This window comes from Vulcanisaeta sp. EB80, from assembly GCF_002078205.2.
Genome location: NZ_LCWN02000046.1, coordinates 1 through 17,496 on the forward strand (window position 1 = coordinate 1; position 17,496 = coordinate 17,496).

Annotated in this window: 22 protein-coding genes; 12 read left to right on the top strand and 10 right to left on the bottom strand. The window is 44.5% G+C overall.

From position 1 onward, the window contains the following. The first annotated feature begins 80 nt into the window (after positions 1-80). Complete coding sequence (locus tag B7L70_RS08365; RefSeq protein ID WP_081227404.1) at positions 81-986, top strand: radical SAM protein; 906 nt, start codon at positions 81-83, stop codon at positions 984-986. A gap of 2 nt (positions 987-988) precedes the next feature. On the opposite strand, the gene B7L70_RS08370 is transcribed toward B7L70_RS08365, so the two are convergent. Together B7L70_RS08370 and B7L70_RS08375 are read right to left on the bottom strand one after the other, a co-directional pair. Beyond that, positions 989-1,279: a hypothetical protein gene (locus tag B7L70_RS08370; RefSeq protein ID WP_238376175.1), complete on the bottom strand. Its 291-nt coding sequence runs from the start codon at positions 1,277-1,279 to the stop codon at positions 989-991. A 10-nt stretch (positions 1,280-1,289) separates the two neighbouring features. After that, positions 1,290-1,832, bottom strand: coding sequence for an endonuclease (locus B7L70_RS08375; RefSeq protein ID WP_081227405.1), 543 nt, complete (start codon positions 1,830-1,832; stop codon positions 1,290-1,292). A 64-nt stretch (positions 1,833-1,896) separates the two neighbouring features. On the opposite strand from B7L70_RS08375, the gene B7L70_RS08380 reads away from it, so the two are divergent. Further along, entirely contained in the window at positions 1,897-2,712 is an 816-nt protein-coding gene (locus B7L70_RS08380; protein WP_081227406.1) for a 50S ribosomal protein L2, read from the top strand. A 2-nt stretch (positions 2,713-2,714) separates the two neighbouring features. On the opposite strand, the gene B7L70_RS08385 is transcribed toward B7L70_RS08380, so the two are convergent. Continuing rightward, positions 2,715-3,128, bottom strand: a complete 414-nt coding sequence (locus tag B7L70_RS08385) for a hypothetical protein (RefSeq protein WP_081227407.1) — start codon at positions 3,126-3,128, stop codon at positions 2,715-2,717. A gap of 63 nt (positions 3,129-3,191) precedes the next feature. Next, positions 3,192-4,274: a type 2 isopentenyl-diphosphate Delta-isomerase gene (gene fni / locus B7L70_RS08390; RefSeq protein WP_081227408.1), complete on the bottom strand. Its 1,083-nt coding sequence runs from the start codon at positions 4,272-4,274 to the stop codon at positions 3,192-3,194. A gap of 154 nt (positions 4,275-4,428) precedes the next feature. Here fni and B7L70_RS13460 point away from each other — a divergent pair, with 154 nt between their 5' ends. Further along, entirely contained in the window at positions 4,429-4,566 is a 138-nt protein-coding gene (locus B7L70_RS13460; RefSeq protein WP_162009142.1) for a hypothetical protein, read from the top strand. A gap of 57 nt (positions 4,567-4,623) precedes the next feature. On the opposite strand, the gene B7L70_RS08395 is transcribed toward B7L70_RS13460, so the two are convergent. Beyond that, positions 4,624-6,696, bottom strand: coding sequence for an MFS transporter (locus B7L70_RS08395; protein WP_081227409.1), 2,073 nt, complete (start codon positions 6,694-6,696; stop codon positions 4,624-4,626). A gap of 113 nt (positions 6,697-6,809) precedes the next feature. Between B7L70_RS08395 and B7L70_RS08400 the strand changes: the two genes are divergently transcribed. From B7L70_RS08400 to B7L70_RS08425, 6 genes are all read left to right on the top strand, one after another. Beyond that, a complete protein-coding gene (locus tag B7L70_RS08400) occupies positions 6,810-7,763 on the top strand; it encodes an NAD(P)-dependent oxidoreductase (protein ID WP_081227410.1) in 954 nt (317 codons plus the stop codon). 32 nt (positions 7,764-7,795) lie between these two features. Beyond that, a complete protein-coding gene (locus B7L70_RS08405; RefSeq protein ID WP_081227411.1) occupies positions 7,796-8,116 on the top strand; it encodes a hypothetical protein in 321 nt (106 codons plus the stop codon). A gap of 38 nt (positions 8,117-8,154) precedes the next feature. Further along, on the top strand, positions 8,155-8,904 hold the full coding sequence (locus tag B7L70_RS08410) for an MBL fold metallo-hydrolase (protein WP_081227412.1): 750 nt from the start codon (positions 8,155-8,157) through the stop codon (positions 8,902-8,904). A 56-nt stretch (positions 8,905-8,960) separates the two neighbouring features. Beyond that, positions 8,961-10,388, top strand: a complete 1,428-nt coding sequence (locus B7L70_RS08415) for an extracellular solute-binding protein (protein WP_081227413.1) — start codon at positions 8,961-8,963, stop codon at positions 10,386-10,388. A gap of 57 nt (positions 10,389-10,445) precedes the next feature. Beyond that, positions 10,446-12,128 (top strand): ABC transporter permease subunit, encoded by a 1,683-nt coding sequence (locus tag B7L70_RS08420; RefSeq protein WP_081227414.1) that lies wholly within the window; start codon positions 10,446-10,448, stop codon positions 12,126-12,128. A 124-nt stretch (positions 12,129-12,252) separates the two neighbouring features. Then, entirely contained in the window at positions 12,253-12,582 is a 330-nt protein-coding gene (locus B7L70_RS08425; RefSeq protein ID WP_081227415.1) for a hypothetical protein, read from the top strand. A gap of 30 nt (positions 12,583-12,612) precedes the next feature. On the opposite strand, the gene B7L70_RS08430 is transcribed toward B7L70_RS08425, so the two are convergent. After that, a complete protein-coding gene (locus tag B7L70_RS08430) occupies positions 12,613-13,065 on the bottom strand; it encodes a hypothetical protein (protein ID WP_238376173.1) in 453 nt (150 codons plus the stop codon). A gap of 54 nt (positions 13,066-13,119) precedes the next feature. Then, positions 13,120-13,266, bottom strand: coding sequence for a hypothetical protein (locus tag B7L70_RS13465; RefSeq protein WP_162009143.1), 147 nt, complete (start codon positions 13,264-13,266; stop codon positions 13,120-13,122). A 268-nt stretch (positions 13,267-13,534) separates the two neighbouring features. Between B7L70_RS13465 and B7L70_RS08435 the strand changes: the two genes are divergently transcribed. Both B7L70_RS08435 and B7L70_RS08440 read left to right on the top strand, forming a co-directional pair. Continuing rightward, positions 13,535-14,470 (top strand): radical SAM protein, encoded by a 936-nt coding sequence (locus B7L70_RS08435; protein WP_081227416.1) that lies wholly within the window; start codon positions 13,535-13,537, stop codon positions 14,468-14,470. 145 nt (positions 14,471-14,615) lie between these two features. After that, positions 14,616-15,374: a radical SAM protein gene (locus B7L70_RS08440; RefSeq protein ID WP_081227417.1), complete on the top strand. Its 759-nt coding sequence runs from the start codon at positions 14,616-14,618 to the stop codon at positions 15,372-15,374. On the opposite strand, the gene B7L70_RS08445 is transcribed toward B7L70_RS08440, so the two are convergent. Genes B7L70_RS08445 through B7L70_RS08455 form a run of 3 tightly spaced genes read right to left on the bottom strand, consistent with a single transcriptional unit; the run spans position 15,371 to position 16,721 of the window. Continuing rightward, entirely contained in the window at positions 15,371-16,204 is an 834-nt protein-coding gene (locus B7L70_RS08445; RefSeq protein ID WP_081227418.1) for a DMT family transporter, read from the bottom strand. The two genes, B7L70_RS08440 and B7L70_RS08445, sit on opposite strands and share 4 nt — an antisense overlap. Before the next feature lie 32 nt (positions 16,205-16,236). Then, positions 16,237-16,497 carry a hypothetical protein gene (locus tag B7L70_RS08450; protein WP_143701599.1) on the bottom strand — a complete coding sequence of 87 codons (261 nt, stop codon included), beginning with the start codon at positions 16,495-16,497 and terminating at the stop codon, positions 16,237-16,239. Then, entirely contained in the window at positions 16,488-16,721 is a 234-nt protein-coding gene (locus B7L70_RS08455; RefSeq protein ID WP_238376174.1) for a hypothetical protein, read from the bottom strand. Before B7L70_RS08455 ends, B7L70_RS08450 begins: the two co-directional genes overlap by 10 nt. A 305-nt stretch (positions 16,722-17,026) precedes the next feature. Here B7L70_RS08455 and B7L70_RS08460 point away from each other — a divergent pair. After that, a partial coding sequence (locus B7L70_RS08460) for an ATP-binding protein (protein ID WP_143701600.1) occupies positions 17,027-17,496 on the top strand: 470 nt, incomplete at its 3' end.

Genomic DNA, 17,496 nt, shown 5'->3' on the forward strand with positions numbered 1-17,496 from the left:
GGTGAGGAAATCAATGAATCACTTAAAGGGTGGGTAGAAGGACTGTTTATAAAGAGGCTTGCCCATGAGCTTATGGCAGAATGCATCCGCTCAATTTTGTTTTTGGTGAGTTGGCTAGGGGTTGTAGGCAGTGCCTACTTGGCACTAAGAGCATACTCTTCATAACTGGTCTATGCCCACTCAATTGCTTCTACTGTCCCGTTAGTAGGGAGAGGTTTGGTAGGGACGTCATGTTCATTAATGATAGGCCAGTGATTAGGTTCCCTGACGATATAATCGACGAGCTAGACAGGGCGGGGTCTAATGGGTTAGCCATAAGTGGTGGTGACCCAATAGTCGTAGTCGACAGAGTAGTTTACCTAGTCAAGCTACTTAAGGAGAGCTACGGCCCTAGCTTCCACATACACATGTACACCCACGCCTTAAACCTAAACAGAGACGCTGTTGGGAAGCTAGCCAGTAGCGGTATTGATGAGGTGAGGATCCACGCAATAAGCCCCACACAATTAAGTGGTAAGTTGGAATTAATCAGGATACTTAGGGACGCGAGTATAGGCGTCGGCCTTGAGGTACCGGCATTGCCTAGGTTCGAAAATGAGATATTGAAGGTCGCCGAGACGCTGATAGGTAATGGTCTCATAACGTTTGTAAACATAAACGAGCTAGACGTGAGTCCGGCAAATATCGATAATCTAACCAGGATGGGGTATGTGCCGGGGCCCAATGGAAGTGTTGTGGGCAGTCTCGATGTGGGGCTTAGGTTGACAAGTGAGATTAGGAGGAGGTGGCCCTGGGTAAACGTCAACGTCTGCACGTCCCGATCGAAGGATATTGCGCAGCTTGGGGCTAGGCTATTTAGGATGAGCCTAAGGATGAGTAAGGGTGATGAGGTCGTCCTCGATGACGGCACGGTAGAGCAGTGGGTAGGTGCTGGCCCGGTCGTTAAGTTGAGGATTGGTGGTAGGGAGTACGTGGTTGAGAAATAGGCTCACCTGCACTCATTGAGTAGTTGTAATTCCTTAACGAGCTCGCCCCACTTACTAACCTGCTTTATTAATTCACCCCTGCAGTAAATCTCTATTGCTGATATACCGTAGGCATCAAGGACTTGGTGCGGTGGTGCTGGAAATGCAGTGCTCCACGCCACATAATTACCCTCTGGGCTTAACGCCCTTATTTCTCTCTCGAAGACGACCATGTATCTGGACCCCCTGAGCCTAAACACTACCCTCAACCCCTTGCTACGTACTATGGACAACACCTCCTGTATGTCTCTCATGGTAACCACATCAACCACCCTTTACGGGCTTGAATGTGAATGCCTTGTAGTACGTAATAACCCCCTCGGAACTAACGAGGGCCAGGACTAACTGAGCCCCCATGCCCTCGCTATACTTAAGGACGTTGAGTAGGTTCATTACCTGTATACCTAGGCCCTCAGTCACTATTTTAATCATGTAGCTTGGGCTTGATTTAAGGGGGTCCTTACCCTTATCCCAAACGAGGAAGTCTACGGGGCCGTTTGGCGTGGGCTTTATGAAGTAACCCCTCTTCCTCATGTCGAGGTAGACGGACAATGCGTAGGGGTTGTCCACGTGCTTTATAAGCTCGTCAATGCCTATTTCGTAACCGTCAATATACACACTATAACCAATCATTGCCAAATAAACAAGCTCCACGGCCCTCAGAATGAAACGGCCATCCCTCCTCTCCCCAATACCTTTACTCTCGAGCTCGCCAATATCGTCAGGGTCAATCCTAATTAGTAAATACTCATTAGCCCCTTCCCTCTTAACCTCAATCATCCTCTCCTTATTCCCCAACCTCCTCATCTGGCTGGGTAGATATGTGTAAATATTTAAAAACCCACCATCCAAACAATCCGCGGGATTAGTCGTGGGTAAACGAATTTTGGTTCAGAGGCGTGGACGCGGTGGTTCACAGTTCAGAAGCCCAAGTTGGATTAGGGAGGGCCCAGTTAGGTATTTATCCATGAGCGAGGCCGAGCTCAATGGTGTTATTAGGGGCATAGTTAAGGAGTTACTGCACGTGCCAGGCCTTAACGCGCCCGTTGCAAGGATTGTGCTTGAGGATGGTAGGGAGTTCCTTAACTACGCTGCTGAGGGTATGTACGTGGGTCAGGTAATTGAAATCGGGACAGCGGCAAGGCCCGCCCCCGGCAATATACTGCCCCTGGGTAAGGTGCCGGAGGGTACCATGGTCTATAACGTAGAGAAGTGGCTTAATGATGGCGGCAAGTTCGTTAGATCTGGCGGTACTTACGCTGTAGTCCTTGCGCATAAGGATGGAACAACCGTTGTCCAACTACCCAGTGGCAAGATAATGGAGGTTGATTCAAGATCTAGGGTGACTATCGGCATCGTCGCTGGTGGTGGTAGAATCGAGAAGCCCATGCTCAAGGCTGGCGCGAAGTACTACAGGGCAAAGGCTAAGGCTTGGAAGTACCCAACCGTTAGAGGTAAGGCTATGAACCCGTACGCGCACCCACACGGTGGTGGTAGCCACCAGAAGGGTGAAACACCTGTGCCTAGGAACGCACCACCTGGTCAGAAGATTGGTATAATAGCGCCACGCTGCACCGGTAGGCGTTGCCCACAGATCGTACCGAGGAGTAAGAGGGTTTGGGCCTCAGGGTATTCTAAGAAGACGAGACTTAAGAACAAGAGGTCAAACGCCCTACCCTCAGAGTAAGGTCATTTTGAGTATAATTCCTTACATTTCATAAATTCGGCGGTAAGCCTTGAATACTTATTAACGTCCTTATATCTAACTTCGTCAAGGTACTTCCTAACACCATTAATGACCACCTTAATCACATCACGTGTAGTTAGGTAATTCCCAAAGCGCTCCTGAACCCTACTAATAACTCCATTACAATCGGTATCGCTATCCAGTAACTCGTGTACGTAACTCATCGCGTCCTCCATTACCTTCTTAATCTCTGTCCAATGGACCTCACCAGCCCTAGTACTCACCAACCCCTGGGCTGGTAGGTTTGGAGACCATACATAACCACAATCAAGGCACTTAAATGTCAAAGTCTCGGCTGCAACAATACTAATCCTCCTTGAGCCGCATTTCGGGCAGGAGATCCCTTGGATTGACATCGTAGATTCAACATTGCGCAATCTAAAATTACTTACTTGCAGTGATTTTGGGGATTACATTACCTATTTTGGGTTGGGTAAAGTTATGTGCTTACAGGGCACTCCTCTTTGGCTGAGCCATGAGATTAATGTGGGACCGAAAACCACGGGGACCTTACTTAATTCTTCCACGTTCTTAGACCCTGTCATGAACATGGCTGTCTTGAACTCCTTAAACAACCTGCTAATGAAGGCCCTGGCCTCGTTGTAGCCCTTTAGTGCCGATATTAGTAGGGGCTTTGACATTGAGAATACGTTCGCGCCTATGGCTATTGCCTTTGCCCCATCTAAACCACTCCTAACACCACCGGATGCAAACACTAGGCCATTATATACGCTTCTGACCTCACATATTGATGCAGCTGTGGGTATTCCCCAACCACTGAATACGTTAGCCTCATCCGTAGTTCCAGCCCTTATGCTCTCTATCCTAATGAATGAGGTACCACCAACACCGGCAACATCTATTGCGTCTGGGTTAACCCTGGATGCCAGGGCCTTGGCGACTTCCATGGATATTCCATTACCAACCTCCTTAACAATCAACGGCCTGTTGGCAACCCTCTTGATAAACCTCAACTTGTCAAGGACACCACGAAACCAGGGCTCACCCTCGGGCTGAAAAACCTCCTGGGCTGGGTTTAGGTGTATGGCTATTGCGTCCGCATTTATCATATCTATTGCCTGGGAAACCCAATCACTGAGCACCTTCTCATCAAGTCTAGAAACCTGTGGCGCGCCGAGGTTGGCTATCTTGAGCGCCGTTGGTGCGTTCTCGGCAACAACCCTAAAGCTTCTGGCTGTCTCAGGCTTAACAATGGCAATTCTCTGGGAACCCACGTACATGCCAATGCCCAATTCCTCGGCGCACTTGGCAAGTACGGTATTAACCTTCTCGGCAGTTTCCGTACCACCTGTTATGGCACCTATTATGAATGGAAATGACAACCTCTTATTAAATACCGTAATTGATGTATCTACGTCTTCATAGTCAATCTCAGGCAATGCAATATGTATTAAGTGAACTTCATTAAATAGGTTCTCGCCCTCCTCAACTTCTTGACCCGCAGCTATCTTAATATGGTCATCCTTCCTACTCTCTATCATTCGTATGGAAAGTAACTCACGAAATAAAAATTTATCCTAGCTCAACCTTATATATTGCCTATATATTAATCAAGAGTTAATATATTGACTACACCCACTCTACCATATAAATTTATTAACAGAACAAGCTAATTGAGGTCTCGGTGATAGGAAAATGTTCATGATAAGGAAAAACAAGTCGGGTGAAGAACTGAACAATAGGAGAATAGTGTATAAGGGATACGTCGCAATCGAGTATATGCGAGATGGTAAAATAGTCGTTTGGAATGGTGGTAAGTCATACATCATTTAAAATATTTAAAAATCAGTGATTAATTAAGGTATAAGGTAAAGCTCAGTTAAAATATCGTTAAATATTGTTTTTATCCTTGTTCGTATAATTAACCTTAATCCAGGCATTAACAACCTCATTTACCCAATCAGGAACCTTAAGATAATTCATTAATGAGGCTACACTCTTAATATTAACGTTACAATCATCAATATTCTTCACAAATTCTATGAACCACCCAGGGGCTTTCGATGCTACGGCAATTGTATATAATAATTCCTTGGGTTTTATATTCTGGAATATGGTATCTCCGACCTCTGTTCCCATTAATAGGTATGCTGCAAAGGATTTCCTAAGGATGGGATCGGCTTTAAGGTCTATATCATTCTTATCATTACCTGCTGAATCACCCACAACCTCGGCAACCTTAGTAGCCCTACCCCTGGCGATTATGGTTTGGGCTTGCTCGGGATTTCCATGGAATGACTCTCTACCCCTGAAGTATGATAGTATTGCTGCAATGAATGCGAGTATTGCTGCGGTGTGGTATGCGTAGTGGAAGCCTAACTGCATCGCTGGTGCTATTGCAGTTGGGAAGAAGGTTATGTTGTCAATCCTCGTTAGTACCGCTGGGCTTAGTGATATACCAGCTTGTTGAACCAGGGTCTTTATTGGGTCATAGCCCAGGAATGCTGCGAACAGTGCATAGACTGGGGGTATTGAGACAAGGGCCTCGGCATCGCTTATGGGAACACCTGCACTTAGTAATGCCTTGTATAAAGCCGCTGGTAATGCGGCTGCAGAGCCTGTGATTATTAATGTTAGGAATACTGCAAAGCTCATTAATGTTCCCATGTTTTGCATCGATGCCCTAAGCCCAGACGCGGCTGCCCTGTCCCTAGGTGGTGCTGCGCTTAGTATTGAGACTATGTTTGGTGATTGGAATAGGCCTGAGCCCATGCCCATTATTACGAGTATTATGGCAAACTCTATGTAATTGAAGTCGATAGGTAATAATGATAGTAATTCGAAACCCACCCCAAGTAGTATGGCTCCTAGTGTGGACACAACCCTCGCGCCAAACCTATTAAGTAGTTTACCGCCTATTGGTGCGAATATCGCGTTAGCTATGCTGCTTGGTATTAGGAATATGCCTGCCCAGAGTGGTGTTTCTGAGTACGGTATTTTGTACACCATTGGTAGGTATATTGCCTGTAACAATAGTGATAGAACGAACATATTGGCACCCATTGCCATAAACAGGAAGAATGAACTCAACACACCATAGGTGAACTGCCTTATCCTAAACAAATCAATCTTAAGCATAGGTTCCCTGAGTCTACTCTCGATAACGACGAGAACCCCAAGGAGTGAAGCACCGATTATTAGGCTCACCCATACAGAGGGGTTTCCCCAACCCAACGATGAGTGCCCATAGGGCATCATTGATAGTAATAAGCCCATTAATATCGAAACCAATGACACAACTAATACTGTTGCACCGACGAAGTCAATACTAACCTTGCTAATGCCTGACGGTAACCTATAGACACTCCTCAACGCCCAAAGCGTACTTACTAAGCCTATGGGTACGTTGAATAGGAAGACCCACCTCCAATTAATTACGGCCAATATACCACCAAGGACAAGTCCGGTGACGCTGCCAGCGCTAAAGGATATGCCAACAATTCCCTGCGCCACACCCCTCCTATCGGGTGGGTACACGTCAGTGATTAATGCGGCACTATTGCTGAACATCATCGAACCGGCAATGCCCTGGATAAACCTATAGGCTACTAACTGAAGACCAGCTATTGCGCCATATCCTGGTACAAAACCCATTAGCAGGGATATGGCAGTGAATATGGCATCACCTATCGTGAACACCCTACCCCTACCAAGCATGTCCGAAAGCCTGCCAATTATTGGGACAGCAATTGCCGTGACCAGTGGGTATGAGAACATTAACCACATCATTAATTCGAAACCCAATGGGGACATTGGGTTTATACCAATACCGTTCAGTATTGCAGGTAATGCAATAACTATTGATGCCATGTTCATTGATCCAAGCAGTGATCCAAGGAGGGCATTTATTAATACGGCCCTTCTCTGACCCTCACTTACTGAAGACCAAAGTTCCGCCTTCATACGATTATGGCTTACGGGGTACCCTAACTTTATAAAACCTTCTATGTTTGTGATATCGGCTATTTATACTATTTATGAAAAAGCTTAAGTATTATATGTCATAATTAGGACATATGAAGCGAGCATTAATAGTCGGACTCGGGTTCATAGCCACCAACCTAGCTAAGCACCTAGTTAATAGGGGACTTGAGGTTCACGTGACCTACAGGTCTGTACACGGTAGTAAGGCATTGATGGCTAAGGACCTACTTGAGATTGGCGTTAAGATGCATAGGCTGGACCCTGGTGATTATAATAGTGTCGTGAATACCATAAGCACGGTTAAACCAAGTTACGTTTTCAATACCGTGGGGTTACTGAGCGGTTCCTGGAACGAGCTGTGGCATGCCCATGTGGAGATTCCTAGGAATATAGCCAGGGCGATCCTTAGTGTTAATAAGTCCATGAGGCTCATACACATAAGTGCCTCGGCGGCGGTGGGTAAGATTGGCAACGTCATAAGTGAGGAGCCGGAGCACTGCAGCTATGCATACGTAAACCCCAGGAGTGATTATGAGAGGTCTAAGTGCGATGGCGAGAGAACTATTAAGGAATTGGGTAAGGAAGGACTTGATTATGTAATCGTTAGGCCAACGTTTGTTTACGGCTATTACAATGACCATAACGAATTCCTCAGCTTATATAGGGTGGTGAGGAGGGGCTTGATTCCATTACTCCGAGGACACGTTAACGCAATATACGTTGGCTACCTAGTACAATTGCTCGAAAAGGTTGCTGTTAGTGAGGATTTTAGGGATAAATTCCTATATGCAACCGAGTGCATAATGTATAACCTGGGCGACATCCCACTACTAATGGCTAATTACTTAGGCATTAGCGGCATTAAATTACCAATACCCACAGGGCTAGCCGGCTTATTTCTGCCAAGTGGCGCAAGATCCCTGCTCAAGTATATCAACACCCAGTATGATTGCAGCAATACCCAGAGGATCCTTGGCAACATGGAGCCAGCGCTCGATAGGGGTGTTAAGGAAATTGTTGATTGGATTCGTAGGGTCTACGGTTAATTTAATTAAGTGGGGAAGCACTGCTGTAAGTAATGAGTGAGCCTAGGGTTGCTGGGGTATTGATGCTGATCACGGGTGCCTTCCTACTAATACCTGTAGTCCTGCTTGGCACCGCATCAATAATCCTAGTACCAATACCAAGCCTTGCAACCACATTCCTATGGGCCCTAACACTCATTGCGGTGGCACTGGCGGTACTGAACATAGGGGCTGGAGCCATGCTGCTTTCCAGGCCTGAGGATAGTGAGGTCAGGACCTTGGGTATTGTTGTTTCGGTGATTAACCTTGCGTTTACGTGGTGGACCATCATTGGCGCCGTCTTCGCAGTGCTTGAATTGGCATTTTTAATATAGAGGAATAATTTAATTACCTGAGTGCTCGGTATAGTTTCGTGAAAATCATACCACTCGGTATTGGTGGTTGGGTCTCCAACCCACTATTGGGCAATGTGTCCCTACTAATCGAGGTTGGTGGTTCCAGAATCCTCGTGGATGCTGGTGAGGGCACATATAGGGCATTGAGGATTTGTGGTTTTAATATTAATGATGTTGACCTAATCCTCATAACCCATAGACATGGTGATCACTTGATGGGGCTATCCACATTGGCGTTATATGTGAAGTCCATGGGCAGGGTACTCAGGGTCTATGGACCCAGCGATGTGGATATACCCAAGCTCTTCGATGCATTGGGCATACCCCAGTACCTATCCGCAATTGATTTCCACCCAATAGAACCAAGCAACGAACCTCAACTGGTGATAGATCAGGGTAGTTATAAAGTGTATGCCGCATTTGTCGATCACACAGTACCTGCACTCGCGTATAGGATTGATGGAGCTGATGGAACATGCGTCACGTACAGTGGTGACACACGACCAACCAATAATATAATCAACTTAGCCAGAAACTGCACGCTATTAATACACGAAACCTCTGGAAACCCAGGTACCGAGGAACAATCCCATGTTCACGGCCACTCAACCACCAACGAGGCCGTACAAATAGCTAAGGAGGCTGGCGTTAAGTTCCTAATGCCAATACATTATTATGTTGAATCTCCAATAATACCCTGCCTACAGGATGTGAGGCTTGTTTTACCGATACCGTGCACACCCATTGATCTAAGTAAATTAAGATAATTTAATGATATACAGTATTAGGTAATGCTTATTAGATCTAGCGTAATGTGTTAATGATGTCCCGTGGTTTATCACGTACGGTCTGGGCTATAATAGCTGTTGTGATAATAGTCATCGTTGCGTTAGGTGCTTATTACTACGTTAAATCAACAACCACGGCGAAACCCGTGACCCTAGTGGTTGTTGCATATTCAGGAACTACCGCCAATTTCATACAATTCGCCGGTGAGCTATTTCATGAGGAGCATCCGAATGTCTATGTTAAAGTAATTACCTACCCCTTCAGCCAATATGTTACTAATGAATTAACAGTCCTTGAGGCCCATTCACCGGAGTACGATATTATTGAGTTCACATCAACATCATCCCTCAGGTTTGTACCATATGTAGTACCGCTTAATTCGTACATCGGTACATTATTTAATATGAGTGACTTAATGTCACCGCAGGAGGCGTTTGGTGGTGAATTCTATAACACAACTACTGGGCAAATTGAATACATTGGTATTGCATATGAGACTGTTACATACATGCTTGCATATAAATGCTCAATATTCAATAATCAAACCTTAGCCCAGGAGTTCTATAATAAGTATGGCGTTGAGTTCAATCCATTAACTTGGCAGAATTGGACAACCGTGCTTTACGTGGATCAATTCTTAACAAGCCATGGCATAACTAAATATGGTGTTTTGGTCGATGACCACGTATCCCACGGTATAATAGACGCATACCCAGCAATATTTGGCTGGTGGTATATGCGTGATCCAAATCTTAATAAGGGCAGGATTGGTGGATTGCCTAACTTCAACATATTGTTTTATGGAGCACCAGCACCTGGTTGTACGTACCCACTACCTGACTTTAATACGACAGATGGTATAGAAGCCCTTGAGGTTTATAAGGAGTTAGTTTCATACGAACCACCACCTAATGTAACGCCAATAACCTATGATAACCTACCTGAACTATATGCAGAGTATGCACCAGCAGCCATGCTCTTTGTTAGTCAATTATCATACTTACCATCCAGTGTTTATAACGATACATGCCTAGCGCCCCTACCTGGTGGTTACGCAGAGACAGGGACCAACTTCCTAGCAGTTAGTAAGTACTCGACACATAAACAATTAGCCCTCGAATTCCTAGCCTTCCTAGTGTCACCACAGGTCCAGGTGTACGAGTACCTATACTTCCATAAGTTCCCAATATCCAAGGAGGCATTCCAAATGCTACTGAGCAACAGTAGCCTTAGCCAGCATGATAGGGAACTTCTTGAGGCCGTGTATGACGCAGCAGAGTATGCATGGGCAAACCCACCCAACATACCACCAACATACCCAGAATTAATACCGAGTTTCAACCAGGAAGTTTACGCATACCTCCTTGGGCAGGTAAATGCGACCACAGCAATGAATACAGCAGCGGCAGCCTGGATAAACGCGTTAGTGCAGACTTACGGTACATGCCCGGGAATTGGATAATGATATTTTCATAGAAGGCTTTAACTTTAAAATTAAGCATTTTTTCGTGATAAATTGATGAAGAGGTGGTGGCTTACACCATACTTATTATACATATTGGGTTTTGGTTTAATTCCATTAACCCTAACGTTTTATTTCGTTGGGTTTAACATATCATCAGTAAAGGCGTTGATTGTAGACTTTCCGCAGGGTACATTTAACCTTTCTATATATAATACACTGCTCTTCTCCACAGTAACCGCATTTCTATCAACATTAATAGCCCTAATACTCGCGATACGGGTTGATAGCCTACCCATTAGGTGGCAGGTACCGTTATCCCTATTAATCCTAGCTCCATACACAATACCATTTACTGCAGCCACAATGATTTGGTATACATTTTTCGATCCCATGTATGGGCCGTTGTATTACCTGTTCAAGGTATTTCATATACCGATGATCAACATGACCTCAGTGTCTGGCCTATCAATATGGGCAGTAATCATAGTTGGTACTTGGAGTAGTGTATCCTTCGCATACCTGGTAATCATTGGTGGCTTCAAGGCGATAAGTAAGGAGTTGAAGGAGGTTGCCCAGGTCGATGGGGCGTCATTATCGCAATACTATGGAGGCGTTGCACTACCCTATGCTTTCAAGATAGTCATAACGGCCTTCCTAATAGTGTTTGTACTTCAGTTGGGCAACTTCGACATACCATACATACTGACTGGTGGTGGTCCTGGTTATTCGTCAACAACACTACCACTTCTCGTTTTTGACCTCCTATACTTCATTGGAAACTTCCCAGCTGGTGAGGCTGCGGCTGCATTACTTGCCGCCATGGCTACGCTGCCGGCGGCTGCGCTGTTGTATGTGATGAGGAGTAGTGGTGGCTTGTATGTTAAGCTACCGGTTATTAAAGTCCCCGATAGGGTTTATGATGGTTTATTATGGCTATCAACAATAATAATCCTATTGTTTTTATTATTCCCCATCTACTGGATGTTTCTGGTGGCGTTTAGGCCCAGTATTTATGACTTCGTATCACCACCAATTCTATACCCCATAGCATTCACAGTTAAGTACTTCGTTAATGCACTCGTGAATTCCGTGCCGTACGTGATCACAAACCTTGTTGTTGGTATAGCCGTGGCTTTGATATCCGTGGTCCTGGCAGGCACGGCGTCCTACATAATGTCCAAATACAACATTTACTGGTTATTACTATTAACGATATATCTATACTCACTACCACCAACAAGCTTCATATTCCCAATATACATACTCTTCGAGAAACTAAGCCTATTGAACACGTGGTGGGCCCTAATACTTTCGACACCTATATTCACAGCAACATTGGCTGCCTGGATCCTATTCAACATATATAAGGACTTGCCAAATGAGTACCAAGAGTTGGCAGAGTTAGAGGGTGCATCATCAACATACATACTGTTTAGGATTGTGGCGCCAATAACCGAGAGTAGTTGGTTCACAATGATTGTTCTCTCCTTCATAATCAACTGGCACCTACTCTTTTATCCATTGGTCCTCACGGAAACACCATGGCAATTCAACTTCCCGCCAACAGGCGCCCAAACAGTCACGATATTTGCCATAGAATCGATATCAAGTAAAGCCGTAGCATGGGGTACCCTAGCATCCTCCGCGTTGGTCGTTGCTTTACCAGTGATGATACTGAGCTACCTAGTAATGGGTAGGTTACTGGAGGGATTCAATATAGGCGGCATAAAGGGCTAAACAATCACTAACTATTTTTAACTATTCACATTTATTAATACATATTTCAATTAATGCATAAACGCTGAAGGTCCTTGGAGAGAAGGGTTTTTAAATCTGATATCAAATCCGATATTGGATAAACATGTTTGGGATAACAAAGTGGGGTGCGTGGATAATACTAAACCAGATATCGGATAGGGTAAAAATCAGTGACTTAAGAGCGAAGGTGCCGCTGTATGGTGCAGCCTTTGATTACGCGATAAGCACACTGCAAATGGCTGGTTTGGTGAGGGTTGTGAGGGAGGGTAATGAGGAGTATGTCGAGTTAACGGATCTGGGGAAGAACGTTAAGAGTTGGTATGCAAGCTATCCATACACACCTCCACCAATGCCCTGGGGACCTGGTTGGGGATGGTTCTTCGGAGGTTGGCATGGTGGTTGGCGTAAGTGGCGTTGGTGGCCAGACTGGTAATAATAATGCATACGTAAATCCACCTTAAAATTACCCAATTATTTTTGTTGGTATCTTCCTCATAACCCTAGCGATAGGTGATGCCACGTTAGCGGCTAAGCGAATAAGAGTTATTGTACTACCTCTAATCTCGAGCTTGCTAAATATGCTAAGTAATGCCGTGATTGGATCATCTAACCTTTTAAGAACACGTAACCACAAACCGTAATCTGCAATTACTACGTATCGGTAGGAACCAGGTTCTGGATTTATTAATAAATCGATGCTTTTGCAAGAGTTGTCGAATGCCATGTGAAGGCCTAGGGTATTGATGCCGTTAATACTATATGTATTTCTTAAATATTGGACGACGTCATTGGGCAGGTTTTTACCGATTAATAGAACATCGATGTTCCACCCATTTACTGATTTTAGGAAATCCTCATCCTTATTTAGTTCCTCACAAAGTACCTTAGTCCATTCCTTACTTGGGAATACGAACATCAAGGCGCAAACATCCCTCAAGTTTTAAACATAACTCAATTGGGGTTGTGAGCTTTAGTTCAATAACGATAGATAATTCACTAGGCATTTATTGAATTCCGACCTGCACCTGCGGCAATCGTCCGTGTACCACGGCTTTAGGCACTGGGCCATGGCCTCCCGATAAATCCTCTCCGAGTAATCAATCCTTTGGCTAATCATTGGTAAAGCCATACAAAACTATCATAAAAACTTACGAAATCTCTTTAAGATAATAATGTCCTATGAGAACCCTTTTTATCGCATATATATTCTACAAATAATACTTCAACTCTAGAAATTTAGGTGCTTTATTTTCGTATTTGGTGTAGAAAGAGGTTGCTTTATCGCTTTACTTTGTCTTCCATTCTATTTCTAATTTTATTGAAAATAGAAATATAAACGTTCAACAAAGCATTTAACACACAAAAACACCATCTCTAGGTAAAACATGTTCAAGTATGTATTTGGCCCTGTACCATCACGTAGACTTGGACGTTCATTGGGCGTTAATGTTGTTCCACTTAAGTACTGCAACTTCAATTGCATATATTGCCAACTCGGTAGAACTAAGTATCTGGTTAATGACCAAAGTATGTTTTACGAACCGGAGGAAATAATTAGAGAAATGGAAATAGCCGTTAAATCCAGGGATTACGATTACCTAACATTTATCGGTGATGGAGAACCTACGCTATACGCCGGCCTTGGAAAGCTAATAAGGTGGGCTAGAGAGAATCAGGGGAAACCCTTAGCAATACTGACTAACGGCGCTAAACTAGCCGATGAGACCGTGAGGAATTGGCTTAGTGAATTAGACGTTGTTAAGGTTAGCACTGATACCTGTAATGAAAGGGTATTCAGGATGGTTAATAGACCACATAGGAGCATAACATTTGAGGGATTTATTAACGGTCTTGAGGAATTCAGGGAGGAATTCAGCGGCCAAATATGGAGTGAGGTTATGCTGGTACACGGAGTAAATGACACCGAGGAGTGCGCCGAGAAGGTAGGTGAGGTGCTGAGTAGGTATAGACCCGATAGGGTGTATTTAATGGTACCCACACGCCCACCTGCAGAACCGTGGGTAAAACCACCAACTTCAGAGACATTGATTAAATTCGCAAATACTATTTCGAAGTACATAAATAAGGATAGGATATTCATAATAGATTCTATCGAGAGAGGGGAGTTTTACATAGATAAAAATGATCCATTAAACAGCATATTAAATATACTCAAGGTTCAACCAATGACTATTGAACAAATAATGGATATCATTAAGAGAAATAAGTTAGAGCCAGGTATTGTAGATGAGTTAAGGAAATTCGTTAAAGAGGTTGTGTTCAACGGCATTAAATATCTCGTGTATTCAGGCAATGATTAATTAATAATTGAAACTAAGCCCAGCTCCTATATACATCACCCATCAGATGGGCAAGTCATCAGCACCACAGAAGCAACACAATTATTGCTTAATAACTTTTGGGTTGTTTAAGCCATCTTTATAAATAGGTTATCTAACCAACCACGTGCAAACCAGGATAAGCCACATAACGTACTACGTAGACCTGAAGTCCCTGTACATCCAGTTCCTTGGCTGCAACCTGCATTGCCCTTGGTGCATTAGAAAATTAACACCGTGGGATCACCATCTGGATAAAGAGACATTGGTGGGCATTAAGTTTCAAGGTCTTCTCACAATAGAGGAATTTAAGGAAGTAATCAATGGAGTTAAGGAGTTAGAGGACGCCGTGCTTGGTGGTGAAGAGCCCACAATAGATCCATCATTACCGTTGATAATCAGGATCCTTAGGGAGCACAATGTAAATATTCGACTCCTCACGAGTGCTTATGAAATATCCACCGAATTACTTAATGAGTTGGCCATGTGCGAATCATGCGAGGTTGTTGTTAGTTTGAAGTCGTTAAATCCTGAGGTTTATCGGAGGTATGTTGGTGGCGAGTTAAATACCGTACTCCGCAATATTGAGAAATTGATCGGACGTGGCATTAAGGTTATCTTTGAGACGGTGTTAATACCAGGGATTAATGGGCCTGCGGAGGTGGAGGAAATAGCTCGGTACATAAGCACCATTACGGATAAACCAACCTTAATAATCGACCCATTAGTCCCAATCCCAGACACGCCCTGGAGAAGACCTACTAATGAGGAGATTGCGGAGGCCGCGAGGAGGGCTAGTAAGTACGTTAACGTTGTGATGCATGAGAGAGGCAGGCCAAGTAGGGTGGTTGTGCTATATCCAAGGGTTTCAGTAAAAACTAATTAAAGGAATGCGGCCACTATAGCCGTCACAATGATTACGGCGCCCAGTAATTTCGTGAGCGTTAACTTCTCCCTACGCATTACATGGGACATCGCCTGGGCTATTAGGGGCATGCTGCCGGTCATGATGACCGTTAATCCAAGCCCGATTAGGTCCATGGAGTAGGCGTATAGAGCCACGCCTGCGCCTAGATCAAGTACTGCCACTAGAGGTAGGCGTGTTCTCGCTGTTGACCTTATTGCCGTGGTAATATCGTTGCGTATTGCATAATTTATGATCAGTAGTATTATGCCGGCCGTGGCAACCCTCGTAAATGATAGGGTTATGGGGTTTAAGCCGCTTATGTCGGCCACCTTAATCATTGTCTGACCAACAGCCCAAGCCATCGCGGCGCCTAGCGCCAGGGCTACTCCCCTGATCGTTATCCTAGTGCGTTCGCAAGATAGTAAATAGACCCCGAGAACCACGAGTAGTCCTGAGACCACCTTGTAGATCGTTAATGGCTCCCCAAGTAGTGTTGCCATTAGTACGGCAATTGGTATGTACGTATACGACACGGGCGCGGCTATCGATACGCCGGAGTAGTTTATGGACATTAAATATAATGAATCACCAACGGCTAGCGATAATAAGCCGCTCAAGGAACCCCAAACAGCCCCTGCGTTAAATCCAAATACGATGGCAGGTATTAGTAGGATTAATGATGCATAAAGCATCCTTAGGAAATTAACGGTTAATGGATTAATACTCTTCATGAAGTCGCCATAAACTATGGATGCCCAGGCCCAAATAAACGCCGTGGTAAATGCCGGCAATGCATTAAGTGCTAACATCGCCCTTAGGACAAACCTACACTAAATAAGTATTAATTAGGACCGAAGACAATCTTTATGTTTTGATCAGGTTTCATGAATGATGGAACCCTTCTGGCCGATTCCTCCCTAATGCCATCAACGCCATACTTAGTCACAAATTCGGCCATATTCTTGACGCCGGACTTCGCGTAAAGCTCAAGTATCGCCTCGGTCGCGGCCTCCATGTCTCTTGGATCTATCGTACCAACAACCTGGCCAAGCCTTGTTGGTCCACCACCCACGGTAATTAAAACCCTAATTTTTAGAACCAAATGGCTACATCATCCCTGGCCCTAAGCATGACCCTCCTATCACCATACTTCCTAGAAACCTCGATCAAAACCCTCAATTGATTAGTGAACCATTTACTGGGATCCTTGCCGACACCCTGCCTGATCCTTACCGAAATCCACGGATTATCACCACGGTTCTTATAAATATCCTCGTGCCTCCTCGGATAAACAATCCTATGAACCTCGGAATATCTAGAACTCACGTTGAGCTACTGCATGAAAGTGCTATTTAAGTGTTCGTTAAGGAACAACTCTCATTATTTATTGGCCTATCACTACTTTATTATATTTTCCTGCAAATATTATTGCTAACTACTGCGTTGGTATTTTGATTAAAAACTCGTGATAACCCTAACGGTTACATAGTCTTCACGCGGCTTCTTCAAGTTCCTTCTTAAATATTGATAATACCATGGTTTATGTCATTTAGCAGCATTCCCAATAGTTCTATTGCCCACCTATTGCTGCAATTTAAGACTTAAAAGTTCCACCCCGGAACTAAGTTCTGGTGCGGAACCTTTTCGACACTAGGCCTAAGAGTTCAAGGGGTGAGCTCTATGATAGGGAGGATGAGCTTAAGTTCCTAGACAGAGTTGTTGATAGACCGTTAATAGTTGTGTTGGGTATTAGGCGTATTGGCAAGACCTCTCTATTGAAGGCGTTCCTCGAGCCTTATAATGGGATTTATATTGATCTTAGGGGTGCGGGTACTCATATTGAGCTTTACGAGAGGTTGAGCGAAGGCATCTCAAGTGGCTTGGGCAAGTTGAGGAGGTTCCTTGAGGGAATTAGGGGTATTAGCATAATGGGTGTTAGCGTGAGTATTAAATGGCGTGGGCAAGACTCAATAAGTTTACTTGGTCTGCTTGAGGAGCTTAATAGGAGGGGGCGGTTCATTGTGGTTTTCGATGAGGCTCAGGAGGTTAGGCCAGTCTTATCGGCCGAGCTTAGGAGGGTAATAGCCTACTCCTACGATAA